Source organism: Leptolyngbya sp. AN02str (genome assembly GCF_050565595.1).
Lineage (GTDB): Bacteria > Cyanobacteriota > Cyanobacteriia > Elainellales > Elainellaceae > Kaiparowitsia.
Genome location: NZ_JBNXVR010000005.1, coordinates 188,439 through 212,836 on the forward strand (window position 1 = coordinate 188,439; position 24,398 = coordinate 212,836).

18 protein-coding genes are annotated in these 24,398 nt (G+C 51.8%); 6 read left to right on the forward strand and 12 right to left on the reverse strand.

Going from position 1 to position 24,398, the window contains the following annotated elements; translation table 11 throughout:
- Nucleotides 1-138 precede the first annotated feature (138 nt).
- On the reverse strand, nt 139-681 hold the full coding sequence (locus ACQ4M4_RS05890; protein ID WP_430683543.1) for a universal stress protein: 543 nt from the start codon (nt 679-681) through the stop codon (nt 139-141).
- A gap of 448 nt (nt 682-1,129) precedes the next feature.
- Here ACQ4M4_RS05890 and ACQ4M4_RS05895 point away from each other — a divergent pair, with 448 nt between their 5' ends.
- The 4 genes from ACQ4M4_RS05895 (at nt 1,130) to ACQ4M4_RS05910 (ending at nt 6,773) form a co-directional block, all read left to right on the forward strand.
- Nucleotides 1,130-1,873, forward strand: a complete 744-nt coding sequence (locus ACQ4M4_RS05895; protein WP_430683544.1) for an ABC transporter ATP-binding protein — start codon at nt 1,130-1,132, stop codon at nt 1,871-1,873.
- A 208-nt stretch (nt 1,874-2,081) separates the two neighbouring features.
- A complete protein-coding gene (locus ACQ4M4_RS05900) occupies nt 2,082-3,509 on the forward strand; it encodes an HlyD family efflux transporter periplasmic adaptor subunit (protein WP_430683545.1) in 1,428 nt (475 codons plus the stop codon).
- 178 nt (nt 3,510-3,687) lie between these two features.
- Nucleotides 3,688-4,377, forward strand: a complete 690-nt coding sequence (locus ACQ4M4_RS05905; RefSeq protein ID WP_430683546.1) for a DUF6629 family protein — start codon at nt 3,688-3,690, stop codon at nt 4,375-4,377.
- Nucleotides 4,378-4,412: 35 nt separating this feature from the next.
- Nucleotides 4,413-6,773, forward strand: a complete 2,361-nt coding sequence (locus tag ACQ4M4_RS05910; RefSeq protein WP_430683547.1) for an ABC transporter permease — start codon at nt 4,413-4,415, stop codon at nt 6,771-6,773.
- A 109-nt stretch (nt 6,774-6,882) separates the two neighbouring features.
- Here the strand turns inward: ACQ4M4_RS05910 and ACQ4M4_RS05915 are convergent, their stop codons facing one another.
- From ACQ4M4_RS05915 to ACQ4M4_RS05925, 3 genes are all read right to left on the reverse strand, one after another.
- Entirely contained in the window at nt 6,883-7,245 is a 363-nt protein-coding gene (locus tag ACQ4M4_RS05915) for a response regulator (RefSeq protein ID WP_430683548.1), read from the reverse strand.
- 362 nt (nt 7,246-7,607) lie between these two features.
- The gene (locus ACQ4M4_RS05920; RefSeq protein WP_430683549.1) at nt 7,608-7,733 is read right to left on the reverse strand and encodes a hypothetical protein; all 126 of its coding nucleotides are present in this window, start codon (nt 7,731-7,733) and stop codon (nt 7,608-7,610) included.
- Between the two features lie 72 nt (nt 7,734-7,805).
- On the reverse strand, nt 7,806-8,378 hold the full coding sequence (locus ACQ4M4_RS05925) for a PAS domain-containing protein (protein ID WP_430683550.1): 573 nt from the start codon (nt 8,376-8,378) through the stop codon (nt 7,806-7,808).
- Nucleotides 8,379-9,249: 871 nt separating this feature from the next.
- On the opposite strand from ACQ4M4_RS05925, the gene ACQ4M4_RS05930 reads away from it, so the two are divergent.
- On the forward strand, nt 9,250-15,918 hold the full coding sequence (locus tag ACQ4M4_RS05930) for a PAS domain S-box protein (protein WP_430683551.1): 6,669 nt from the start codon (nt 9,250-9,252) through the stop codon (nt 15,916-15,918).
- Nucleotides 15,919-16,036: 118 nt separating this feature from the next.
- Here the strand turns inward: ACQ4M4_RS05930 and ACQ4M4_RS05935 are convergent, their stop codons facing one another.
- The 8 genes from ACQ4M4_RS05935 to ACQ4M4_RS05970 all read right to left on the reverse strand — a co-directional run bounded on the left by ACQ4M4_RS05935 (nt 16,037) and on the right by ACQ4M4_RS05970 (nt 22,999).
- Nucleotides 16,037-16,459: a hypothetical protein gene (locus ACQ4M4_RS05935; RefSeq protein WP_430683552.1), complete on the reverse strand. Its 423-nt coding sequence runs from the start codon at nt 16,457-16,459 to the stop codon at nt 16,037-16,039.
- A gap of 454 nt (nt 16,460-16,913) precedes the next feature.
- Nucleotides 16,914-18,017, reverse strand: coding sequence for a hydrogenase expression/formation protein HypE (gene hypE / locus ACQ4M4_RS05940; protein ID WP_430683553.1), 1,104 nt, complete (start codon nt 18,015-18,017; stop codon nt 16,914-16,916).
- The gene (locus ACQ4M4_RS05945; RefSeq protein ID WP_430683554.1) at nt 18,014-18,229 is read right to left on the reverse strand and encodes a hypothetical protein; all 216 of its coding nucleotides are present in this window, start codon (nt 18,227-18,229) and stop codon (nt 18,014-18,016) included. The genes hypE and ACQ4M4_RS05945 overlap by 4 nt, the downstream gene beginning before the upstream one ends.
- 61 nt (nt 18,230-18,290) lie before the next feature.
- Nucleotides 18,291-19,412, reverse strand: coding sequence for a hydrogenase formation protein HypD (hypD, locus tag ACQ4M4_RS05950; RefSeq protein ID WP_430683555.1), 1,122 nt, complete (start codon nt 19,410-19,412; stop codon nt 18,291-18,293).
- Nucleotides 19,413-19,510: 98 nt separating this feature from the next.
- The gene (locus tag ACQ4M4_RS05955; RefSeq protein ID WP_430683556.1) at nt 19,511-19,762 is read right to left on the reverse strand and encodes a HypC/HybG/HupF family hydrogenase formation chaperone; all 252 of its coding nucleotides are present in this window, start codon (nt 19,760-19,762) and stop codon (nt 19,511-19,513) included.
- Between the two features lie 3 nt (nt 19,763-19,765).
- Entirely contained in the window at nt 19,766-22,102 is a 2,337-nt protein-coding gene (hypF, locus tag ACQ4M4_RS05960; protein ID WP_430683557.1) for a carbamoyltransferase HypF, read from the reverse strand.
- A 16-nt stretch (nt 22,103-22,118) separates the two neighbouring features.
- Nucleotides 22,119-22,460 carry a hydrogenase maturation nickel metallochaperone HypA gene (hypA, locus tag ACQ4M4_RS05965; RefSeq protein ID WP_430683558.1) on the reverse strand — a complete coding sequence of 114 codons (342 nt, stop codon included), beginning with the start codon at nt 22,458-22,460 and terminating at the stop codon, nt 22,119-22,121.
- Nucleotides 22,442-22,999: a hydrogenase maturation protease gene (locus ACQ4M4_RS05970; RefSeq protein WP_430683559.1), complete on the reverse strand. Its 558-nt coding sequence runs from the start codon at nt 22,997-22,999 to the stop codon at nt 22,442-22,444. Before ACQ4M4_RS05970 ends, hypA begins: the two co-directional genes overlap by 19 nt.
- A gap of 899 nt (nt 23,000-23,898) precedes the next feature.
- Here ACQ4M4_RS05970 and ACQ4M4_RS05975 point away from each other — a divergent pair.
- The gene (locus ACQ4M4_RS05975) at nt 23,899-24,198 is read left to right on the forward strand and encodes a hypothetical protein (protein WP_430683560.1); all 300 of its coding nucleotides are present in this window, start codon (nt 23,899-23,901) and stop codon (nt 24,196-24,198) included.
- Nucleotides 24,199-24,398: the final 200 nt, after the last annotated feature.

Sequence of the window (24,398 nt, forward strand, 5' to 3'; positions counted from 1 at the left end):
GTTCTGTGTGAGGAAGCAACGTACCAAAAGGCTCATAGCCCTGTCAGCTCAAGCTTTGCCGCAATGCTCATTGCAAATGCGATCTTAAATTTGCAAATCTACTTTGACAGAGGGTGGCTTCATTAATCTTGCGGTTGGTCAATTCTGAGATTGGTTATCGGAATCGACAGCAGCGGCAGCGGATTCCCCTGCTGGGCTGGCAAGCAAAGTCCCTTGCAGAACAAGCACCGGGCAGTTCGCATGGTGTAGCACATAGTTGCTCACACTGCCTGCAAAAAACTCCTTCAATCCAGAATGGCCTCGGCGACCCATGACGATGAGATCGGCTGCCTGGGTTTGCGCCACCTCACAAATCACCCGTTCAACATTGCCGTAGTGTTGGGTAAACTCGGCTGTTACCCCAGCTGCAGCGGCCAGTTGACAATGGGCTTGCAGCATATCATTGCCGTGGTGCTCGTAGGCTATCCACTCTTCACGGTGCAGAGTGGCTATTTCATTGGCAACTGAGGCATAGGCTTCGACTCCTACCAGAGAAACATCGGGACTACCTTCTTCTTCGGTGGAAAGCACATGTAGAAAGATCAGCTGTGAACCGACTGTTTGTGCGAGTTCGATCGCCCGATTGACGAGCAGTTGATCCGGTTGAGAATGGCTAATTGGAACTAAGATTTTGTTAAACATCGTGACCTTTTGTAAATACTTGCTGTTTGGTTACTGTTGTGAAAAACAGGCAAGAAAAACATGGGCTGGGTCAGTGGCTGGATCAGTCGTTAAATTCGTGGCTGAGACTATGTAAAGGTGCTGTGAAACTGAGCTCTGGGCGATCTGAAGTGTGAATCGCGTCGGACTTATTGACTAAGTTCACGGCTTTTCGCTCTCTCAAATTAAAGTGAAAAGATGAGGAACTTGTGAGGAGTGATGGAATTGAAAATGGTTTCGTTACAAGGTCGATAAAACCTGAGCGATCGCCCAGATCTTCATGTTATCCTCCAAGCAGTAAGCTGTTTTTAGAAAGGTGGTAAATCTCTACATTCTTACCCGTAACTGAGGCCTGCAACTGAGACCTGCAACTGAATGTTTATTACCTAGCTGAAATGCATGGTTGACATGTAAAGCGATGGGAAAGACCATGAAACCAATCAGCTCGAATGCTCCGATTGCTGCTTTACCTGGGGTGAGTTTTCATATTCATCACCTCACCAAAACGTATCGCATGGGAGATGTGGATGTGCGTGCGCTCCAGTCTGTTGATTTGGATGTGTACGATGGTGAGTTTATGGTGATTTTGGGGCCATCCGGCAGCGGAAAATCCACACTACTAAACATTTTGGGCGGGTTGGATACCCCGACTAGTGGGCAGGTTAAATTTCACGATCAAGATCTCACCCATGCTCATGATGCAGCGCTGACTCGGTTTCGCCGAGATTATGTGGGGTTTATCTTCCAGTTCTATAACCTGATTCCTAGCCTAACGGCAAAAGAAAATGTGGCTCTGGTCACAGAAATTTCTCGCTCGCCCATGCCCCCAGAGGCGGCACTAGAGCTTGTTGGATTGGGCGATCGCCTCAATCATTTTCCGGCGCAGCTTTCGGGTGGGGAACAGCAGCGAGTGGCGATCGCCCGTGCCATTGCCAAACGGCCAGAGGTGATGTTGTGCGACGAACCCACTGGCGCGTTGGACTATAAAACCGGAAAAGTTGTGTTGGAGGTTTTAGAACAGGTCAACCGTGAACTGGGCACCACCACCATTGTGATTACTCATAATGCAGGGATTGCCGATATGGCCGATCGCGTTGTGACCATGCGCAGTGGTGAAATCATTCGAATTCAGCAGAATGAAACCAGGGTCTCGCCTGCTGAATTGGAGTGGTGAGCTGTATTCATATCCTGTTTCACTTTTGCTCGTTTGTTGATTCAGCAATTTGTTCTTGTATTCATCTGTCGCCTGCTTTGATTCGTTTGTTGATGTGTCGTTTGATTCATGTTTGGTTGGTTCTACTCTTCATTCACCATTTTGAGCCAAAGGGATATTGATCATCCGGTAGCTCATATTTATTTATCTGTTGCGATCGCTTTGAACCATGATGATGAAGCAGCTTCGCCACTCCTCTCCCAAAACGATTCCATCCAACGGGCATGGGCCATCTCCGCAAGAACCCCATTCTTGGTGGCCCAAGCTGCCGCGTAAGTGGTTGATTTATCTGGCACTTGCGCTTGCTACCGGGGTTGGCCTTGTGTGGGCCTTTCGTCCGGCTCCGATAGCGGTCGATGTTGCCCAGGTGCAGCCTGGAGAGTTGCAGGTGGCCATTCATGCCGAAGGCAAAACTCGGGTACGCGATCGCTTTGTGATTGCCGCTGAAACCAACGGTCGTTTGGCTAGAGTTGCCTTAAGTGAGGGGGATGCGGTTGCCGCTGGTACCGTGGTGGCCCAGCTCGATCCGTTGCCGCTGAATGCCTCGGTACAAGAAGCCTTGGGGCGGCTGGCGGAATGGCAAGCCCAGCGGGCAGGTGTGGCAACCCAACGCCCCAAAGCCGAAGCGATCGCCCAGGCTCAAAGTCGAACTCAAGCCGCACAAGCCCAGCGCCAACAAGCGGAAGCAGCCGTGACCGAAGCCAGAGCCGCCCTCACCCAAGCCCAGCGCGATCGCCAACGAGCCCAACAGCTTGAAGCCACAGGGGCGATTGCCCGCCAGGATCGGGAGCGAGCCGAGCTGAATGAAACAACGCGCGCTCAAGCGCTAGAAACGGCCACATTGGCGGTGCGATCGCGTGCGGCTGATGTGGATGTGGCGCGGGCGGCCCTGGCAGAAATTCAGCAAGAGCAATCTGATCCGGACTATTTGTTGCAGGTGTACGATGCCCGCATCGCCAGCACCGAAGCCGAACTCTCGAAGCTGCGAGACGAAGCCGCCCGAACCGATATTCGCTCGCCTGTTGCCGGAATAGTGCTCACCGTTCATCAAAAGAGTGCGCAATTTGTAACCGCAGGCACGCCCCTCATGGAGATTGGCAACGCGACCCAGATGGAATTAGTGATTGACGTACTCTCGACCGATGCCATTCGCATCAAACCCGGCAACCGCATCTGGATTAAACCCGGCATTGAGTCTGAGGCAGCACCGATTGCCGCCACAGTGCGAACTGTGGAGCCTTCTGCATTCACCAAGGTCTCGGCCTTGGGGGTCGAAGAACAGCGTGTCAACATTATTGGGGATTTTGTGGAGGCTGAGCAGCCCTTTGGGGATGGATATCGGGTCGATGCCAGCATTGTGGTGTGGAGCGGTACCGAGATTTTGCAAACTCCGATTAGCTCCCTGTTTCGATGTGAGCAATCGGCGTGGTGTGTTTTTGTGGTGGAGCAGGGCAAAGCCTATCAACGTCCGATTCAAATTGGGCAGCGTAGCGATCGCCATGCCGAGATCATCTCAGGGCTTGCAGCCGGCGAAACGGTGATCCTTCACCCGACTGAGCAAATTGGACATGGAAGGCGTGTTGCTGCTCGGTTGTGACCCGTGACCTTGGTTTGCACCGTTAGACATGCGATTTGCTCGATTGAGCAGAAAATCGGTCGTGTTTCAAATGTGTGGTTATTGGTTGTGGAAGGGGTGCATCGCACCCTTCCACAACCAATAACCACACGTCTAGAGCATCACCCAGAAAATTGAGGACAACATTGAGGAGAAAACAATGTGCTTTTCTGCTTCTGTTAGTTTTACGGTCAGCGCCGTATTGATTCCCACAGGCTTGTATTGCATGAATGTGGCACTCAATCGCAACTCAGCCTATCTTCTCCTGGCAGTGATGCCGCTTGCATTTGGCGTGCAGCAGGCGGCAGAGGGTGTTGTATGGATGGGGCTTCATACCCATCAGGTGCCTCTCATTCAGATGGGAGCCGTGGTGTTTCTGTTCTTCTCCCATTGCTTTTGGCTAGCTTGGACACCGTGGCTGGCCTTCAATTTAGAATCTGATTTGGAGACTCAGCGGTTACACCGCTTCTTTACCCTTTTTGGGGTAATTTATGGTGCGATGCTGTATCTGCCTGTTGTTCTGCACTTTGGTGAGATATCGGCTGCGATCGTTCATGGTTCGATTAATTATCAAGCCAGATTTATTGCAGATTTCGTGCCAGTTCTGATATCGCGATCGCTCTATGCAGCTATCATCCTGATCCCGTTACTGCTATCTTCAAATCTCCACATTAAACGATTTGGAACCTCGGTTACGGTCTCTATCTTTATTGCCTATTTAAGTTTTAACTATGCATTTGTGTCGGTGTGGTGTTTCTTTGCGGCATTACTGTCGTTTTATATTGTCTACGTCATTCTTCAAACTGATGCTCTAAACGAAGCATTGGTGTTTGATAAAACGATGCGCTAGGGCGATCGCACTATTTTCCCAATGGCAGCTTTTGTATGACAGCTCTGGATAAAAAGTTGATGCGCGATTTGCTGCACCTGTGGGGTCAGGTGTTGGCGATCGCGCTCATTATTGCCTCAGGAATTGCCGTTTTTGTTGCCATGCAAACGGCCTATGAATCGTTGAACCTATCGCGCTCAACCTACTACGAGCAGTATCAATTTGCCGACGTGTTTGGCTCGCTGAAACGTGCCCCGAATTCATTGGTACCTAGCATTCAAGCCTTGCCAGGTGTGGCCCAAGTGCAAACGCGGGTGCTCGCCGATGTCACGCTCGATGTGCCCGGTCAGCAAGAACCCGTCACCGGGCGATTACTCTCTATTCCAGAGCAGCCTCCCAACCTGAATGGGATATTTATTCGGCAAGGGCGATATATTGACCCAGCGCGATCGGATGAAGTGCTGGTGAGCGAAGCGTTTGCCAAGGCGAATCGATTGCAACTGGGAGATACCGTAGGAGCGGTGATTAACGGACGCTGGCAACCGTTTCGGGTGGTTGGCTTTGCGCTATCGCCAGAATACGTATATGAAATTCGTCCTGGAGATTTACTGCCAGATAACCAGCGATTTGGCGTGCTGTGGGTAGGGCAAACAGCCCTCCAAGCGGCCTACAACATGGATGGAGCCTTTAACGATGTGGCGCTAACCCTGTTGCCTGGGGCCAGTAGGCCAGAGGTTATCTTTCAGCTCGATCGCATCTTGGAACCCTACGGTGGATTTGGAGCTTATAGCCGGGACGATCAAATTTCCAATCGATTTTTATCAGACGAAATTACCCAACTCCGTGCCCATGCCCAAATTATTCCCACCATCTTTTTAGGCATTGGCGCATTTTTGCTGCATGTGCTGCTGTCGCGATTAATCAATGCTCAACGCGACCAAATTGCTGTGCTCAAAGCTTTTGGTTATCACAACACTACGATCGGCGTGCATTTTCTAAAGTTGGTGTTAGCCATTGTGTGGCTTGGTGCGGTTATTGGTGTGGCGACTGGGCTGTGGTTGGGCTCGGCGCTGACCCAGGTGTATGCCCGGTTCTACCAGTTTCCGGTGTTGCACTACGAGGTGAGTGTGGCGATGCTGCTGGGCGCAGTGGTGATTAGCAGCGGTGCGGCGATCGCAGGTGCAGTCTTTGCAGTACGGCGAGCGGTGGTATTGCCCCCTGCCGAGGCCATGCGTCCCGAAGCGCCCCCTCGGTTTCAGCCCACCTTGCTTGAGCGATTGGGGTTGCAAACCCTGCTCTCTCCCGTGAGCAGAATTATTTTGCGTAATTTGGAACGTAAACCCATTCAAGCGCTGCTGTCGATTTTGGGTATTGCGTTAGCGGTGGCGATGCTGGTGTCTGGTGGCTATTCGATGGATGCTACCCAGCACATCATTCACATGCAGTTTCACACGATTCAGCGAGATGATGTGACGGTGGTCTTTCACGAACCCCGGTCCAATCGAGCCCGCTACGAAATTGCTCAGTTGCCGGGGGTGATGGTGGCAGAGCCGTTTCGCAGTGTGGCGGCTCGACTGCGGTTTGGGCATCGCACCTACAAAATCGCGATTATGGGACTAGATCCCATGGGGGAACTGCGGCACCTGGTCGATCGCCATTTTCGACCGGTGCAGCTACCGCTAGATGGACTGTTGCTGACCGATAAATTGGCGGAGCTGTTGCAGGTACAGCCAGGAGATGGGTTGACCGTTGAGGTGCTAGAGGGCGCAAGGCCCATGTATACGGTGCCCGTTGCGGGGTTGGTGGAGGAGTTGGTGGGCGTTTCGGCCTATATGGATCTGCATGCGCTCAATCGGTTGATGCAAGAGGATGGCACGATCTCGGGAGCCTTTTTAACGGTGGATGGCGAGGTGTTGGATGGGCTGTATACCCAACTCAAGCAAATGCCCGCGATCGCCAGTGTGTCGCTACATCAGGCGATGATCGATCGCTTTCAACAAACCATTGCCGAAAATCAAAGTGTTGCCACCTCAATTCAGGTGGTGTTTGCCTGCATTATTGCCTTTGGTGTGGTGTACAATGCGGCTCGTATTGCCCTATCCGAGCGAGGGCGAGAGTTGGCTACGCTGCGCATTATTGGCTTTAGCAAAGTGCAGGTTGCCATTGTGCTGCTGGGCGAACAGGCGGCTCTCACCATTGCGGCCATTCCGTTGGGCTTTGGGTTAGGCTATGGCATTGCAGTCCTGTTGTCGATGGCGTTCAACACCGAGCTGTATCGGTTTCCACTTATTATTACGCGGTCTAGCTATGCCTTTGCCTTTGTGGTGATTGCGATCGCTGCGTTAGTTTCGGGCATGATGGTGCGTCGTCAGTGCGATCGGCTAGATCTCATTGCTGTGTTGAAAACCCGAGAATAGGATAACTGCGATCGGGGGAAACTTGGGCCTCCAATTTGGTTAAACGAGTGGCGAAACGGGACGGCAAACTACTGAACAATAGAAATCAACCCAATCAACAGGCGATCGCCTAGCTAATGGTATGAGTGTGAATCGCATTGCGCAATTTATAAATCGCCCCTGATTTGGAAACCAGTCCACTCGCTCCTAGCTGGTAAGCATCGTGAGCTTGAAGCGTTGAGCCTGCTGTTAAAAATAGGAGCGGAATGTGGGCGGTATTGGCATCTTGCCGGAGCTGCCTCAAGGTTTCTAGACCATCCATGTCTGGCATATCTACATCACACAAAATGAGGTCGGGTTGGCACTCTTGGGCGAGTCGTAGACCGCTCATGCCATCTCCAGTCGTAACCGATTGAAACCCTTCTAGAGTAAGCCATTCAGCCATCGTAACGCGAAACAAATCATTGTCGTCAATCAGCAGAATTAATTTCATTGTTGAGGCCGTGGGAACCATAATGGGAGCCGCTCAGAAGCGGGTAGTGCAAGATGAACGATGGATAGCGTAGCGAATCAGACGGAGCGCTGGCCCATAGATGCATGAAGCGGCTGAGGAATGCGGCAGGTTGTGTCGAGTAGATTGGGCATAGGTTGCCAACAAGAACGACAAAACCAATGAATTTTTTGATTTTGAATGTGACGCAGCAGTTGATTTGAGCAGCAGGGACAAGTGCTCATAATAATCTCGCTTGTTAAAGATGACTGTGGACAGAGATACGAAGCGCCGTAGCCAACAGCGTGAACTTGCAATCAAGAGAATGGGATTAAAACTAGAGCCATCGCCTTAGACTCTCTCTTTCAGTCTGCCGAGTATCGAACGCTGGCATTGTAAAGGCATTGCAGAAACCGTATGTGGAGCGATCGCGATCGCCAAAACAAGGGCGAGATATGCGGTGTGTTTCTCAAGCGTTTGTAATACGCCATGCCAATAGCAGCGGATAAGATAGGCAAACAAAAACAGGTCAACAACTTCAGGTGGTAAACCTGAAAGAAACATCAGAATAAGAAGAGATTCAGGATGGGAATGCTGAGACTTGTGACTGCCAGAATTGTTTCACGCCTGTACTGTATGGTTTCAACGGTCCTCTGCGGCTGTGGCTTGCCGGAGCTGGCGAGATGAGGGGACGGCGGCTTACTTTGAATATGCAGCATCCCCAAAATTTGCAGCGGAAACCCATCGCTAGCCTGTACCAGAGGCGTTTCTTGCGATCGTAGCCAGCACCAATCTCCGTTGGCTAGCTGCATGCGATAGTCGAGGGTGATGACTTCTTCGGGCTGGAGCGTGGTGAATCGTTGGAAATGCTCAGCTACGGGAGCCAAATCGTCGGGATGAATGAGGCACGCGAGGTTGAGTAGCCTCTTGGTTTGAGCAGGGGTGCTGGTGTACCCTAACAAATCGGTTACGAGGCAACTGGAGTACAGAGTATGTTGCTCGACCAAGTCATAAATGTAGACACTGCCCGAAAGGTTGCTATTGGTTTGGGGTTGCAGTCGCCCCAGCGCTGTACTCACGCGATCGCCAAATGAAACAGAAGCTCGCCCAGAACAATGGATGCTATCGATATTCACTTTGACTCCTAGACTGGTCAGTCCTCTTCGAAGCAATACACAGGCTGTGCTGTCTGTGATGTGGGTTCCTCTCCTGGCTGCTCTTGATAGCAGACCAGAAACTTAATCAGGATGGGGGGCGCTCCTAATTTCTTCGCAACTAACCGCTGGAGAGAGCCAGGAGAAGATGTGTAAAAGCCTTGAACTTTAGATGTTAAACAGCGAAAGTTACCAGGCTCCTTACTGCGTTCTATCTTGAAGATTATTTGTAAGGAATGTGTGAGGTGGTGGAAGAAGCTGCTAGGTTATCCGGCTGAGATTGACGGCTTGCCAACAGATATTTAAGAAAGTTTTGTTAAGTTCACAACTTCTTCACATCCACAATTTAATTAAGAAGGGTGGGTCATGGTTTGTGGAAATGCTGAGGTTGTGTGGATGTTGGGTGTTGCTGCGGGATCTAGCATTGCGAGTGCTGCATTGCGAGAGTTGCATTGTAGGGGGCATTGGATTTGGGTATGAAGCGCCAACTGGATTTAGAAAACCGTCCTTGGGGCACGTGCCAATCTCCTGTATAAGGCAGAAGCGCTGTGGGCGATCGCCTGCGGGTTTGAATGATAGACCAAAGCGATCGTTGGCCCAGGTAGGATTTAACCTTCAGGGTGAAACCTTGACAGCGTGAGTCTTTCCAGGTTCCCATCTTTGCAATGTTAGGATCGCTCTATTCAGCTTGAGAAAACTGAAACAACTCGATCTGGTGCTTGAATTACTTAGATTTCTACTTATCTTTTTCGCCTTGAAATTTGAATTTTTATGTCCCGATTTTGAAGGCGCCCATGAGTGAGGGCTCATTGCTCAAGTTCTAACTGGCGGCCATTCACCGTGAAATCTATATATGAAAATTCTTGTTGTTGAAGACGATTCTTCCGTCGTACAAGCGTTGCAGCTTTTGCTGTCGAACTATGGCTATGCCGTAGATATTGCAGCAGATGGCGAGGCTGGGTTGGAGATGATGGAGACCTTTGCTTATGATCTGGTGCTGCTGGATGTGTTTTTGCCCAGGTTGGATGGACTGAGTGTGTGCCAGCAACTGAGGGCAAAGGGCATCCAGGTGCCAATTTTGCTGCTGACTGGACAGGGTGGAGGCCAACAAAAAGCGCTCGCCCTGAATGCTGGGGCCGATGACTATGTGGTGAAACCGTTTGATGCAGAGGAGTTGGTCGCGCGGGTGCAGGCATTGTTGCGACGAGGTGGAGTGTCGCGACAGCCCGTTTTGACCTGGGGCAATTTGTCGGTTGATCCCAGCGGCCGCACCGTCAACTATGGCACCCATTTGCTATCGCTAACGCCCAAGGAATATGCGATTTTAGAGCTATTTCTGCGCAAACCGCAGCAAGTTTTTAGCGCCAGAGTCATTTTAGACAGTGCGTGGAACTCGGTAGAGTCTCCTGGAGAAGAGGCCGTTCGCGTTCACATTAAAGAATTGCGCCACAAGCTGGCGGCGGCTGGAGCCCCCAAAGATTTTATTAAAACGGTGCATCGGGTGGGCTATCGGCTGAACCTGCTGTACTCCAATTTGCTGGCGACGCAAGCCGTCGAACAGCCGTCGATGCCGCAAATTGCCGAGCTAACGGCGGTGAATGAGGACCTGCGGGCAGCCCTGAACCAACTGCAAGTGACTCAAACCGAGCTGAACCAAAAAAATCAAGAACTCGAAGCGGCCTACCAGTCGCTGGAACAAGAGCGGTTCCAGATGCAGGTGACTCGTGATGAGCTAGAGCTGCGGGTGGCAGAGCGTACCGCCGAAATTGTTCGCGCAAACCAGGCGCTGCAGCAGCAACATGAGCGGTGGCAGGCGTTGTTTGACTATGCGCTGGATGCGATTGTGATTGCCGATGATGAGGGGCGGTTTGTGGATGCCAACCCGGCGGCATGTCGGTTGTTTGGGGTGGCCCGAGATGAGTTGCCCAATGTGAGCATTGCCGATTTTGCAGAACCAGGGCAGGGGTTTCCTCAGCTTTGGCAAGCTTTTTTGCACCGGGGAGAATTGTCGGGTGAGTTGTGCCTGTGTTTGCCCGATGGGAGCACGCGCCAAACCGAATTTAGTGCGATCGCCAACTTTGTGCCAGGGCGGCATCTCTCCATCTTGCGAGATGTGAGCGAGCGCAAGCGCTTAGAGTACGAGCGCCACCAGGTAGAACGGGCTTTGCAACAAAGCGAAGAGCAGTTGCGCTTAGCCCTAGAGCTGAACTCGACAGGCATTTGGGATTGGGATCTTGAGCAGGATACGGTCTCTTGGACGACCAACCACTATCATTTATTGGGGTACGAACCCGGATCGGTTGAACCCACTAGCCAGCGATGGCGCGATCGCGTCCATCCGGATGATCTGGACGAGGTCGAGCAGCAAATTTCTCAATCTCTGGCAGCCCAGGCCGACTTTATGGTTGAGTACCGAGTCGTGTGGCCCGATGGCCGCATTCGTTGGTTGTTGGGCAAGGGCCGAGGTATCTACAACGCAGCCGGACAACCGGTGCGTATGGTGGGCATGGTGTTTGATGTGAGCGATCGCAAAGCTGCCCAACTTAATGACCAATTTTTGAACGAGCTAGACTTTCGCCTACGCCAACTGCCAGATGTGGATGCCATGCTGCACGAAGCGATTCGCAGTGTGGGAATTTACCTCAACGTTGAGCGGGCCTTTTGGCATGAGATCGATGTATTGGCTGATCGGGCAACGACGATCCATGATTGGCGGCAACAGCCTGACATTCCCAGCGCGGTGGGAACGTACCGCTTGTCGGAAGTGGTGTTGCCTGGGCTGTTAGCGCAATATCAAGCGGGTCAGCCTGTTGTCATTTCAGACATGGCCACCTACCCTCACACGGCTCCTTTTGCCGATAGCTTTGCCGCGTGCCACATTGGCGCCTTGGTGGGAATTCCCTACATATTGCAGGGGCAATGGGTAGCGGTGCTGGCTGTGAGCACTGCCAGTCCTCGCGTGTGGCTTCCCGATCAGGTATCGCTGCTGCAAGCGATGGTGGGGAGGCTGTGGTCTATTATTGAGCAGGCTCGGGCGGTGCAGGCGCTACGCGACTCCGAGGCAAGATATCGATCGCTGTTTCATTCCATCGATCAAGGCTTTTGCGTACTCGAACTGATCTTTGATCAGCAGGACAATCCTGTTGACTATCGCTTTTTGGAAATTAGCCCCACGTTTGAGCAACAAACCGGGCTGGTGAATGCTCTGGGCAAACGTGCCCGCGAATTGGTGCCTAACCTGGAAGACCAGTGGTTCCAAATCTACGGTAAGGTAGCGCTGACGGGAGAGTCGCTACGGTTTGAAAACTACTCCCAAGAAATGAATCGCTGGTTTGATGGGTTTGCGTTTCGGTTGGGAGACCCAACCCAACGGCAGGTTGCGCTGCTCTTTCAGGATGTGAGCGATCGCAAACGCCGCGAAGCCCATGCTGCATTTCTGGCCGAAGTTACCGAAGCGTGTTCGTGGCTTTCTACCTCTGACGACATAATGCACATGGTCGGTGCCAAAATTGGAGCCTATTTCAAGATTGCCAACTGCCTGTTTGCCGAAATTGACGAATCCCAAAATCGGGCGATCGTCCATTACAACTGGCACACCACAGACACCCCCAATTTAGTCGGTGTCTATTGCCTCTCCGACTTTATTACCGAAGAGTTTCAGCACATGGCTCGTGCGGGCCATGCGGTGATCGTTTGCGATACCGACACCGATCCCCGCACTCAACACGATAGCCATGCGACGCTGCACATTCGGTCGTTTGTGACTATCCCTTTTCTCCGCAATGGGGAATGGAAGTACTTTTTCACCATGACCGATGTTGCTCCTCGCACCTGGTGTGAGGACGAAATCGACCTTATGTTTGACCTGACCAACCAGATCTTTCCCCGCATTGAACGTGCCCGCATTGAGACCACATTGCGAAAAAATGAACATCTGTTGCGTTTAGCCCTGGCTGGAGCCCAAGCAGGCTCTTGGGATTGGGATATGACAACCGGGCAGCTCTTTTGGTCTCCCGAAACCTATCGAATGTATGGGCTAGCACCAACAGAGGCTCCCTTTTTGTATGACGAATGGTACAACACCGCCCTACACCCAGATGATCGCCCCTGGCTCAATGACTATCTGATGCGCCTGGTGGATCAGCACCAGCCCAATGTTCAGCTCGAATTTCGAGCGGTGCATCCTCAGCGAGGGGTTCGTTGGGTGTTGGCATTGGGCCATTTAACGTTTAACGAGCAGCAAGAACCCACGCGATTGACGGGCATTCATTTAGACATTACTGCCCGCAAACAGCTAGAACTGGCACTTCGTGGCTCCGAAATGAAGCTCAACCAAATTTTGAATAGTGCCGCAGCGGCGATCGCAAGTTTTCGAGTATTTGACAATCGAGACTGGGAATACGAGTACTGGTCGGCTGGTTGCGAAACCTTGTTTGGTTACAGCCTTGCCGAGCTTGTTGCTCATAAAACGCAGTGGCTAGAACATATTCATCCAGGAGACTGCGAAACCCTAAGCGCGTCGTTATTTGAGGCATTTTTTGAAGAGCGCGATATCACGGTGGAGTATCGCTTTCACCATCAAGATGGATCGCTGCGGTGGATCTCAAGTGCCTACACGTCACAGAAAATGAATTCCACCTGCTGGATGGTCACTGCGGTCAGCCATGACATTACTGCGCGAAAGCAAGCGGAGATGGCTTTGCGCGATAGCGAAGAACGCTTTCGCAATATGGCCGATCATGCTCCAGTCATGGTTTGGATGACGGATGAGACCGGATATTGCACCTTTTTGAGTGAAACGTGGTATCAGTTCACAGGCCAAACTGAAGAGGCCGCCACCGGGTTTGGTTGGCTGGATGCGGTACATCCCGACGATCGGGATCAGGTGCGGCGTGCGTTTATGGCTGCGAATGATCACATGTCGGCTTTTGAGCTAGAGTATCGGCTGCGGCGACATGATGGGGAATATCGGTGGGTGGTGGATGCCGCCAGCCCGTGGACAGGGGCCGGTGGTGAATACCGGGGTTACATCGGTTCGGCGATTGATATTGGCGATCGCAAGCAAACTGAGCTGATCTTGCAGCGACAAATTCAGCAGGAATATTTGCTGGCGGATATGGCTCAAGATATTCGGCGATCGCTAAGTTTGGAGAATGTGCTGTCGCGAACGGTGGAGCGCGTACGAGAAGTCCTCAATACCGATCGAGTCATTATTTTTCGGTTCCGTTCTGATTGGCAGGGAGAAGTGATGACCGAGTCTGTGGGGAAGGGCTGGCCCACCATTCTACACACCACCATTGCCGATCCCTGTTTTAGCGATCGCTATGTCGAACCCTATCGTCAGGGCCGCATTGCCACCATTGCAGATGTAGAGCGCGACGTGACCGAACCCTGCTACGCAGAGCTGTTGCTGCAATTTCAGATCAAGGCCAATTTGGTGGTGCCGATTCTGCAAGGCGATAACCTGTGGGGCCTCCTGATTGCCCATCACTGCTCGGCACCTCGACAGTGGCAAACGGCTGAAATTGCGTTGCTGCAGCGGTTGGCAACTCAAGTTGGTATTGCGATTCAGCAATCGGAACTGTATGAGCAAACTCGCCATGAGTTGGCTGAGCGCGATCGCATGCAAACGGTTTTGGAAGAGAATGAAGAACGGTTTCGCTCCCTCAATGCGGCGGCCCCCATTGCCATTTGTCAGGCCAATGCAGATGGGCTGTGCCTGTACTGCAATGCTCGGTGGCAGCAGATGTCGGGCCTCACCTTTGAAGAATCGCTGGGGCAGGGCTGGCTCAATGCGGTACATCCCGAGGATCAGGCTGTGCTGGTGGCCGCTTGGGAAGAGTACGTGCTCAACGGTGGCGACTTTTTCCTGGAGTTTCGGTTGCTGAGGCCAGATGGCGATGTGCGATGGGTGGCTACGCGGGCTGCTGCCATGCGTTCGGCGGCGGGTGATGTGATTGGCTATGTGAGTATTGGCGAAGATGTGACCGAGCGCAAGCAAACGGAGCAGGCTCTCCGCGAGAGCGAACAGCGGTTACAGACCATTTTGGACAACTCGCCTGCGGTTATTTACTTGATTGATCCGCACGATCGCTTGCTGTTGGGCAATCGCATTTATGCAGAGCTGCTGTCGATGGCTCCAGAAACCCTGGTGGGCAAGAGCATTTACGAGCTGTGGCCTGAGGAAGAGGCGAGGGTGTTTGCGGCGAATAACAAAAAGGTGATGGAGACGGGGCAACTGCTGCAAGTTGAGGAAACGGCAGTGCTGGCTGATGGTCTGCATACGTACTTGACGGTTAAGTTTCCGTTGTGTGATGCAACAGGGAAACCCTATGCCCTGTGCGGAATTTCGACGGATATTACCGAACGAAAACAGTTAGAGACCCAGTTCTACCATGCACAGCGCATCGAGAGTTTGGGAACTTTGGCCAGCGGCATTGCCCACGATCTTAATAATGCGTTGACGCCCATTTTGGCGATCGCCCAACTGTTGCGGCTCAAACACACTGACCTGGATGCGCGATCGCAAGAGATGCTGCAAGTGCTGTCGGAAAGCGCCAAACGCGCCGCAACCATGGTCAAGCAAATTTTGACCTTTGCCCGAGGCACAGACGATAAACGCATTCTGCTGGAAGTTGCCCCACTGCTGCAAGATGTTGTGAAAGTCATTCAACAAACCTTTCCCAAGTCCATCACCATTCGAGAAACCATCCCTGAGGAACCGCTGTGGCTGGTCTCTGCCGACCCAACCCATTTACATCAAGTGTTGATGAACTTGTGTGTGAATGCGCGCGATGCAATGCCCCATGGAGGCGTCCTGACGCTCTCGGCCGAAAATATGTATGTGGATGGTGCTTTGGCTGAGCTACAGCTCAACTCCCACATGGGAAATTATGTGGTGATTACGATTGCTGATACGGGGATCGGCATTGCACCCGAGGTGCGCGATCGCATCTTTGAACCATTCTTCACCACCAAAGAACCTGGCAAGGGAACGGGATTGGGGCTTTCGACCGTTTTGGGCATTGTCAAAAACTATGGTGGATTTTTGCAGGTTTCGAGCCAGGTGAATCAGGGTAGTCAGTTCAAGGTATTTTTACCCATGGCCGAAGGCGCTGTTGAAGGAACTCCTTCTGAACAAGAGCTGTTGTACGGCAATGGAGAGCGCATTTTGATTGTGGATGACGATATTGCTGTTCGCCAAACCAACCAATCTCTGCTGGAAAGTCATCGCTACACGACCCTAACTGCCAATGATGGCATTGATGCGATCGCGCTGTACTCCAAACATCAACAGGAGATTGATATTGTGTTGATGGATGTGATGATGCCGAACATGGATGGTGTCACCGCGATTCGTACCCTTTGCAAAATCAACCCAATGGTGAAAATTATTGCCATCAGCGGTTTACCCACCAACGGTCAATCCGTACTAGCGGCAGGAGCCGACGTGTTTTTGCTCAAGCCGTATTCCATGGAGGAGTTGTTAAAGCACCTCCACAGCATGGTTCACAGCAGCTAACGAGGCCATGTTGGCGATCGCAACGCGCCTGTAAACCTAGGCTTTTTTTGAGGGGTGTGCGCCGCATAATCTCCAGACAAGCCCTGAACCGAAACCGAAACGGATGCCTCACGAATGTCTACAAAAATTTGCTGTGGTGCCGCTCTCGTAGCCATTGCCAAGAGACAACGTTGAGTAATAGCCCAATACAAAACAGGAACACCATTAACGCAATTTGGTACCATTCGATTTGCGGTACCGTTAAGTCGGCAATGACATGAGCCAAGTTCAACACTGAGTAAAAAACTGTGATGCCAAAGTGTAGCTTGCGGTAAGCGCGCGAATCGTTGAATAGCGGTGCAATCATTGTCAGCATTGGCACGGCAAAGAACCCCAACATGAGCCACAGCACCCAGGCGATTTCTTCTGTGCGTTCGGCTTCAGACGTGACAACGCTGAGATTGTGAAAAAGGGGCATTAAGCCCAGCTGCGTATGAAACAACGTTCCTAACAAAAACACAGCCCATAAGGTAATGATTTTTTCTCGATAACTGACAGTCATGGTGATCCTGCCTATATCAATGGGTTGCCATAGCCATGCGGATCGTCTACAAACTATGAACGGAATAACCTGATGCAGGAGTGCGGTGCATGGGTGCGCGACTCGATTAATTATCCACTGGTCGATTATCTACTCAGTTGATCATTCAATCGGTTCATTATCCACTCAGTTGAGTATCCAATTGGATGATCGTCAATCGGGTACTCGTTCAATTTACGTGTCTACGAATGGAGAGACAGAGAACTTGTGTTCTGTTCGGTGAGATATTCAGTTAGGCGATCGCACCTGTGAGCAATACATGTTGTTGCTGCTTTATCAGCATGTATTCTCACTTGATGAGGACTTACGCAATTCCACCAAATCTGGTGTGTTTGTGTTGTGTGTAAGTCCTGTTGATTTCAGAATAAATCAATTTGTTTGAGGAAAATGTGAAGAGATCTACGATAGGTTTTCGTTAACAAATGCGTGGTAATTGCTCCCCGCTGAGCATGTCAACCATGCGCTGTGCTCCAATGCGGCTTGTCATAGTAACGATGCCTTGGGCTGCGGCTTTGACCTCGCCAATGATGCAGGGTTCGCTCCCTGTCGAGCTGGAATGGGCGCGCAAAATTGCGATCGCTCGTTCTGCATCCTTGGCTGGAATACAGGCTACAAATCGTCCCTCGTTTGCAATATAGAGGGGATCCAGTCCCAAAATTTCACAGGCTCCGCGCACTTCTTCCTGAACGGGGATGCAGACCTCAGCGATCGCGATCTCCACATGGGCAGCGGCGGCAATTTCGTTGAGTGCGCTGGCCAGTCCACCTCGGGTCAAATCGCGCAAACCGTGGATCTCCACGCCCGCCGCGAGCATCTCCAGCACCGCATCGGCCAACGGCGCACAGTCACTCTCAATCGTAGTTTCAAACTCTAGCCCTGATCGCACCGCCATAATGGCAATGCCATGCCGCCCCAGGTCTCCGTTCACGAGCACCACATCTCCCGGCTGCACCTGCTGCGGAGCGATCGCCTGCGGGTACTCCATAACGCCAATTCCAGCCGTATTGATAAACAGACCATCACCCTTGCCCCGATCGACCACCTTGGTATCGCCTGTAACGATGTGTACGTTGGCGATCGCAGCCGCCTGCTGCATCGACTGCACCACGCGCCACAGCGTTTCCATCGGCAAACCTTCTTCCACAATCAAGCCAACGCTCAGATAAAGCGGACGAGCCCCCACCATGGCCAAATCGTTGACTGTCCCATTCACTGCTAACGTGCCAATGTCGCCTCCGGGAAAAAACAGGGGATGAACAACGTAGGAATCGGTGGTAAAGGCCAACCTGGGACTGGGCAACGATGTGGGATTGGAACTGGGATTGGAACTGGGATTGGAACTGGGCCATGGCAAGGTTGCCGCATCCTGCTGCACATTCAGGAGCGGATTGCCAAACGCTGGGGCAATGAGCTGATCAATCAACTGATGCATGAGGGTGCCGCCCCCACCGTGGGCCAGCAGCACATGGGGATACCGCTGAATAGAGATAGGGCAGGTCAGCGCAATCGGGTTGTTCATGAGTCGGTTGGCGGATGGGGAGAGCTTGCTTGGGTTCGTTCATTGATGTGTGCGACCAGGTACTCTGCCATATCCATGGCGATCGCCATCAGTTTTTGCTCTTGTGGCCCCAGGGTTCCCTCATCGGGAATGGTGGGGTAAAGGTGGGGATTGGCCAGCATGCCGCTTAGCAGTTGAGCGGTCATGTGCTTCATTTCGCGATTCACTTCCATAAAACCCTCCAATGGGTGGGACGTGCGATTTAAGTCATGATTTTTGGGGATGTGGATGTTACTACATCCTCCCCAGTGTCATGCGGGAACGGTCAACGGTTGCATGTCGATATCGGTAATAGGCAGCGCAGGCTCCTTCGGAGGACACCATTGGTGCGCCTAGTGGATGTTCGGGGGTGCAGCGCGTTCCAAATGCGGTGCACTCATAGGGTTTTTTTGCCCCTTGCAGGACCAGACCGCTGATGCATTCGGTGGGCTCTGCTGCAGTTTCCATGGGCAGGTCAAAGCGGCGGATCGCATCAAAGTGGGCATAGGCGTCGCGCAGTTGTAACCCACTGCGGGGAATGTTGCCCAGGCCGCGCCACTGCTGCGGGGCGATCGCAAATATCTCTTGCATCAGCTGCTGCGCCATGTCATTTCCCTCAGGTTTTACCGACCGAGTGTACTGGTTTTCCACGTGCGATCGCCCTTCCTCGAGCTGCTTTACACAGGCGTAAATGCCCTGCAAAATATCCACGGGCTCAAATCCGGTGACGACAATGGGCACTCGGTAGGTGTGGGCAATTGGTTCATACTCTTGATAACCCATGACGGTGCACACATGGCCCGCTGCCAGCAAGCCCTGTACCCGGTTGTGTGGCGCACTCAGAATCGTTTCTACGGCAGCAGGCACCAATACATGAGAGACCAGCAATGATAGATTGGACAATCCTTGTTGCTGTGCCTGATAAACCAACATAGCTGTAGCAGGAGCGGTCGTTTCAAATCCAACGGCAAAAAATACGACGGATTGATGGGGATGAGCTGCGGCGATCGCCAATGCATCCAGTGGCGAATATACAATGCGAATATCGCTGCCCGTTGCCCTGGTGCTCAGCAAATCGGTGCGGCTACCGGGCACCCGCAACATATCCCCAAATGAGCAGAAAATGACATTGGGCACAGCTGCGATCGCGATCGCTCGATCAATCACCTCAATGGGCGTCACGCATACAGGACAACCTGGCCCATGAATGAGCGTGATGACTTCTGGTAACAGCGTATCAATCCCAAACTTAACAATGGAGTGCGTTTGTCCACCGCAGACTTCCATAATGGCCCAAGGCCGAGTTGTGATGCGGGCGATCGCCGCTGCATACTGCTGACACACCTCTGCATTCCGGTATTCATCAACAAATTTCATAGGCGTTTGTCCCATGAGATTTAACTGTTCTAACGATTATCTCGGTGACTGTTCGATGACCGTATTGAATCAGATATCCATCGTGGAGAAAAACTAGGTTAAAACCCATCATCTCTTGGTTCAGCCTGTAGGTTTTGCAAATCATTCAGCGTTTGTTCTGCTTCCTGAGGATTCAAAATGCTGAGGGCGAAGCCAACATGCACCATGACGTAATCTCCAATCTTTGCATCTGGAACATACGCCAAACTGATCTGCTTCATAACACCACCAAAACTGACCTTTCCCATCTGCATCAATGGATCGGGTGATGGATAAATTTCAATTACCTTTCCTGGAACCGCTAAACACATACTTCAAGCTCCTCCTGGCTGCATTCGCAACACGGCCATGATTTGACCCAGCGCAATCCCTCCATCATTGCTGGGAATGGTTTGAGGCCAGTGGACTTCCATTCCGTGAGCGGTTAAGGATTGAATCGTTCTTTCGAGTAAATATTTGTTTTGAAAACATCCACCGGATAAGACAACTCGATGTTCGCCTATCTGTTGAGCCATGTGAACGATTAGATGAACCAGCGTGTTGTGAAACTTGGTGGCAATCTGGCTGATGGGAATGTGAAGTACCATGTCTTCTAAAATTTGCGTTACCATCGGTTTCCAATCCATGATATCGATTGCTCCGGGGCCTGACTGCATGGCAAAGGTGTAGGCTGTATCGCTGTTGGGCTGGGCGATCGCAGACTCAATGGCCATGGCGGCTTGCCCTTCAAACTGGGTGTACTGAAGCAGTCCTGTGAGGGAGGCGATCGCATCAAACAGGCGTCCCATACTGGAGGTGGCGGGAGTATTCAATCCCTGGTTCAGCATGGAGCGAAAAATGCGTAATTCCTGAATGGAACACGCGTGGATTGGGGCCAAATCCTGCCGATCAAACACATCATTCCCAAAGACTTCATACAGCAAGCCGATGGCACTGCGCCGGGGTTCTTTGATGGCGGCATTTCCTCCTAGAAGGGGAAAGGGGCGCAGATGGGCAACTCGCTGAACAGATAGGTCGCGAATATGCAAAATTTCGCTACCCCAAATGCTGCCATCCAGCCCATAGCCACTGCCATCCCATGCGATGCCCAACACCGAACCGGTCAGCTGGTGCTCGGCCATGGCCGCCAAAATATGAGCATGGTGATGCTGCACCGGAATTACCGGAATCGAGAGCTGCTGACCCAGAGCCTGAGCAACGCGGGTGGACTGATAATCGGGATGGGCATCACAGGCGATCGCCGTGGGACGTAGTTCATACAGCGACTCAAAGCTTGCGATCGCGTGTTGCAACGCCTCAACGGCTGGTCGGGTATCTAAATCCCCAATGTGCTGACTGACAAAGACCCGATCTTTAAGGGAAAAAGCGATCGCACTTTTGAGATGGGCACCAACGGCAAGAATTTGGGACTCTGGCTGGTGATGGGTTGCGGCTGGAATGGGAATGGGTAGCGGGGCATAGCCACGAGCCCGACGCAGAACGGATACCCGCCCGACCATGACTCGCACAATTGAATCATCAATGGGGTGGGCGATCGGGCGGTTGTGCACCAAAAATAGATCTGCCAGATTCCCCAATCGCTCCAGGGCTTCGTGCTCATGCGTGCAAATGGGCTCATCGGCTCGATTACCGCTGGTCGCCACCACCGGAAACCCTAGTTCCTCCAGGAGCAAATGATGCAGTGGTGTGTAGGGTAGCATGACTCCCAGGTTAGGATTGTCCGGCGCAACGGCCTCATGGGGGCCATCAGCCGTGTGTGGACGCCGCTGCAGCAGCACAATGGGTGCCATCGGCGATCGCAGCAGCAGTTCCTCTTGCGCCGATACGCAACAATGGGCGCGGATCTGGTTTAACGAAGGGTACATCAGGGCAAATGGCTTAGCCTTCCGCTGTTTTACTTGCCGCAACCGCTGCACTGCTGTCCCGTTGCGACTGTCGGCCATGAGGTGAAATCCACCTAAACCTTTAACGGCGACAATGTTGCCCTGGCGAATGGCCTTTGCTGCCAGTTGCAAGGCGGCTTCATGAGTTGCCAGCACCGCCCCGTGGGCACTCCAACCCTCCAGGTGAGGACCGCAAACAGGGCAAGCATTGGGCTGAGCGTGGAACCGCCGATCCAGGGGATTGTCGTATTCCAACTGGCACTGTGCACACATCCGAAAGCCCTGCATGGTCGTGGAGGGACGATCGTAAGGTAGCGTCTGCACAATGCTAAACCGAGGCCCGCAGTGGGTGCAGGTTGTAAATGGATAGCGATAGCGTCGGTTATCCGGATCCAAGACTTCGCGTAAACACTCGGGACAGGTTGCCAAATCGGGTAAAATGATCGCCCGTTTTTTCCCATGCAGGCTGGCTCGTATCTCAAATGTTGTATCCCCAATGGGTGCGATCGCTGAGGTTTCCATCTGGTGAATGGTGGCGTGGGTGGGCAACTCTTGAGGGAGCCGCTGCACAAATCTATCCAGTTGCGATCGCGCGCCTTCTACCTCAAGCTCCACCCCAGCCGCAGAGTTCATGACCCACCCGCTGAGCCGCAACTCGGTTGCCAAGCGGTACACAAATGGCCGAAAGCCAACCCCCTGCACCACTCCCCGCAGCACAATGTGGAGCCGCTGCAATGAAATAGTTGCCAGTCGTTGCCGTTGAGTCACCGTGGTTGAGTCACCTTCACGAAACGTCCAAAAACTCCAGTGTAAATTCGTTGCCTTGCCGAATATTTGTGCTGATACGGTGGCACTCGGGACACTCATTCAACGGATCTGCGGGCTCAAAATCGCGATCGCAATTGTCGCAGTAATACACCGATGGAGTGCGATCGATGCGCAGTTGAGCATCTTCGGCCATGGTTCCTTGCTTCACAACATCAAACGCAAGCTGCAGAGATTCGGGCGCAACACCCGACGATGCGCCAACCCGTAATTGCAGCACTCGAATCTGCTCGGCTCCTTCTTGCTTGGCCCGTTCTACAGCGGCGTTCAGTAAGTTTTGCATCATCCCGACTTCATGCATGGTTGTGTCCTCGTGGGTTGAATCGTGGGTTGCAGAGTCGATTGCAGCGTCGATTGCAGAGTTGGTTCCAGAGCTGATTGAATAAAGGATTCAATCAAGCGTTCAATCTGGTGAATTGCGGCCGTTATTCCTCGATGCGCAACAAGAGAAAGGTGCTCTCCAAATTCAAAGTTGACCCCTGGCACTGTTACCCAATAGGCATTGGGTGCATAGTGGTGCAGTGCCTGAGTCATGGCTAACAAAACAGACGGCTCGCACCAGTGCCCTGTGGCAAGCCCAGCAGGAGCGATCGCCACCGACTCAACTCGAACTTCATCCAGTTCGCTATGGGCAAGATACGCATCCACAAAAATCGCCAGGTCAACAGTGGCTAATGTTTCGACCAATTCAGGGGTGAGTTGATGAAGGGCGATCGCGTCAACCACTGCTTTGATAGATACCTTGTTCCGTTGCATCATCTGGGTCGCAATGTACTGACCTACTCCATCGTCACAACGCAAAAGATTGCCATATCCAATCACAACAATTCTGTGTTCCATTTCGTTTGCGAAACTGAAGAACATTTGCACAAGGTTTTGTTGCCCATCGTGGTTTTATCACTGCGCTGAAACATGGGTGAACAAGTCTCGCTAATCTCGTGGTTTCTTCGAGATGTTTGTGTTAATAAGAATGAACTCTCACATAGGCTAGATCCTTCGCCGACCTGTCGAAACAACAAGGCCACGATGAGCGATCGCACGGTGCAGATCGACCCCTGAATTTCATTGTGCCAATAGGATGCTGAAACTAACCCTATCGCGCCTGAGTTAATACACAACTCTCAATAAAACTTTGTGTTGAAGCGTTGCGGAAACCTTTGTTTGCCTAGAGTTGATGGATTTTGAGGATGTACCCTCTCGATGCTTTTCTCTACCGTAGAGAATGACAGAATAGATCAACTGCAAGATAGATCAGGACTTACGCAGTTGAATAATTTTTGGAGCGCTTAGCGCTCCAAAAATTATTCAACCCTCTGGTTTTTCGGATGAAGTGCGTAAGTCCTAATAGATTAACTATGTAACGTATTGTGGATGATACAGCGGGCAGGATAACTGCTGAAAAAGGGAATCAATGTGAAACCTGGCTGCCAGACTGAGTTTGATTCCTAGAACAATTTTGAAGCGATCGCCGCATATCTGCTCAGGTCTGTTTACTTATATTTAGCCACAATTTCGCACAAGTTTCTAATGATAGGATAAATATATCTGTCAGGCTGGATGATGTTCCAAAAGTAATCACGATAGACGTACCAATAGATCGATTTCGTGATCCTTAATTCACACACTTAATCCAACGAAGATAAACGGTTGGAGGTGATTCAATCATGTCTACCAACTTTGAGAAAAAACCTGATAAGTTGATAACTTCTCGGGATGAAACTGTAGAATCCGATCCTTGGATGACGCCACAATCAGAGCCTCGCTTTCCCTCACCCCTTGAGTTAGACCGCTTGCTGCGAGAGCCTCATCCCTTATTGGGTGCGGCTGAAAAATTTCGGGAAATCAGCTCTGCGGGTTTGCCAAATATTGAATTGTTGCCAGCCCATGCCACAAGCTGCCAAATTAACTCTGTTGGTGTGCTGTTGGAGCATGAACTAAAGCTTCATGATTTTTTTGCTGAGCAGAACAACGGCCAAGTTGATAACGCGTTGGCCCTCCTGTACTGGCTTGCCACCGAACCCGATCAACCGTTTGGGTAATGGTTGTGTTGGCTCATGTGCTTGTGTCTGCAATATCTCTGTTAGAACTGACGCACTTCATCCGAAAAACCATTCAACTGCGTAAGACTTGATCTGTATCGTTGCTTGTGTTTTGTATGTGTGGATGGTTGTTGTAGAAGAATGGCTCCACGAGCCTTCTACAACAACCATCCACATGTCTAGACCATCACCGTATCGTT

Coding starts and splice junctions, on each gene's coding strand:
- ACQ4M4_RS05955 (WP_430683556.1), bottom strand. CDS start 19,762: ATGTGTTTAGCGGTTCCAGGAAAGGTAATTGAAATTTATCCATCACCC.
- hypD (WP_430683555.1), bottom strand. CDS start 19,412: ATGAAATTTGTTGATGAATACCGGAATGCAGAGGTGTGTCAGCAGTAT.
- ACQ4M4_RS05905 (WP_430683546.1), top strand. CDS start 3,688: ATGTGCTTTTCTGCTTCTGTTAGTTTTACGGTCAGCGCCGTATTGATT.
- ACQ4M4_RS05910 (WP_430683547.1), top strand. CDS start 4,413: ATGACAGCTCTGGATAAAAAGTTGATGCGCGATTTGCTGCACCTGTGG.
- ACQ4M4_RS05930 (WP_430683551.1), top strand. CDS start 9,250: ATGAAAATTCTTGTTGTTGAAGACGATTCTTCCGTCGTACAAGCGTTG.
- hypE (WP_430683553.1), bottom strand. CDS start 18,017: ATGAACAACCCGATTGCGCTGACCTGCCCTATCTCTATTCAGCGGTAT.
- hypA (WP_430683558.1), bottom strand. CDS start 22,460: ATGCATGAAGTCGGGATGATGCAAAACTTACTGAACGCCGCTGTAGAA.
- ACQ4M4_RS05900 (WP_430683545.1), top strand. CDS start 2,082: ATGATGATGAAGCAGCTTCGCCACTCCTCTCCCAAAACGATTCCATCC.
- ACQ4M4_RS05920 (WP_430683549.1), bottom strand. CDS start 7,733: ATGGCGTATTACAAACGCTTGAGAAACACACCGCATATCTCGCCCTTG.
- ACQ4M4_RS05970 (WP_430683559.1), bottom strand. CDS start 22,999: ATGGAACACAGAATTGTTGTGATTGGATATGGCAATCTTTTGCGTTGT.
- ACQ4M4_RS05975 (WP_430683560.1), top strand. CDS start 23,899: ATGACGCCACAATCAGAGCCTCGCTTTCCCTCACCCCTTGAGTTAGAC.
- ACQ4M4_RS05895 (WP_430683544.1), top strand. CDS start 1,130: ATGAAACCAATCAGCTCGAATGCTCCGATTGCTGCTTTACCTGGGGTG.
- ACQ4M4_RS05945 (WP_430683554.1), bottom strand. CDS start 18,229: ATGGAAGTGAATCGCGAAATGAAGCACATGACCGCTCAACTGCTAAGC.
- ACQ4M4_RS05915 (WP_430683548.1), bottom strand. CDS start 7,245: ATGAAATTAATTCTGCTGATTGACGACAATGATTTGTTTCGCGTTACG.
- ACQ4M4_RS05935 (WP_430683552.1), bottom strand. CDS start 16,459: ATGACTGTCAGTTATCGAGAAAAAATCATTACCTTATGGGCTGTGTTT.
- ACQ4M4_RS05890 (WP_430683543.1), bottom strand. CDS start 681: ATGTTTAACAAAATCTTAGTTCCAATTAGCCATTCTCAACCGGATCAA.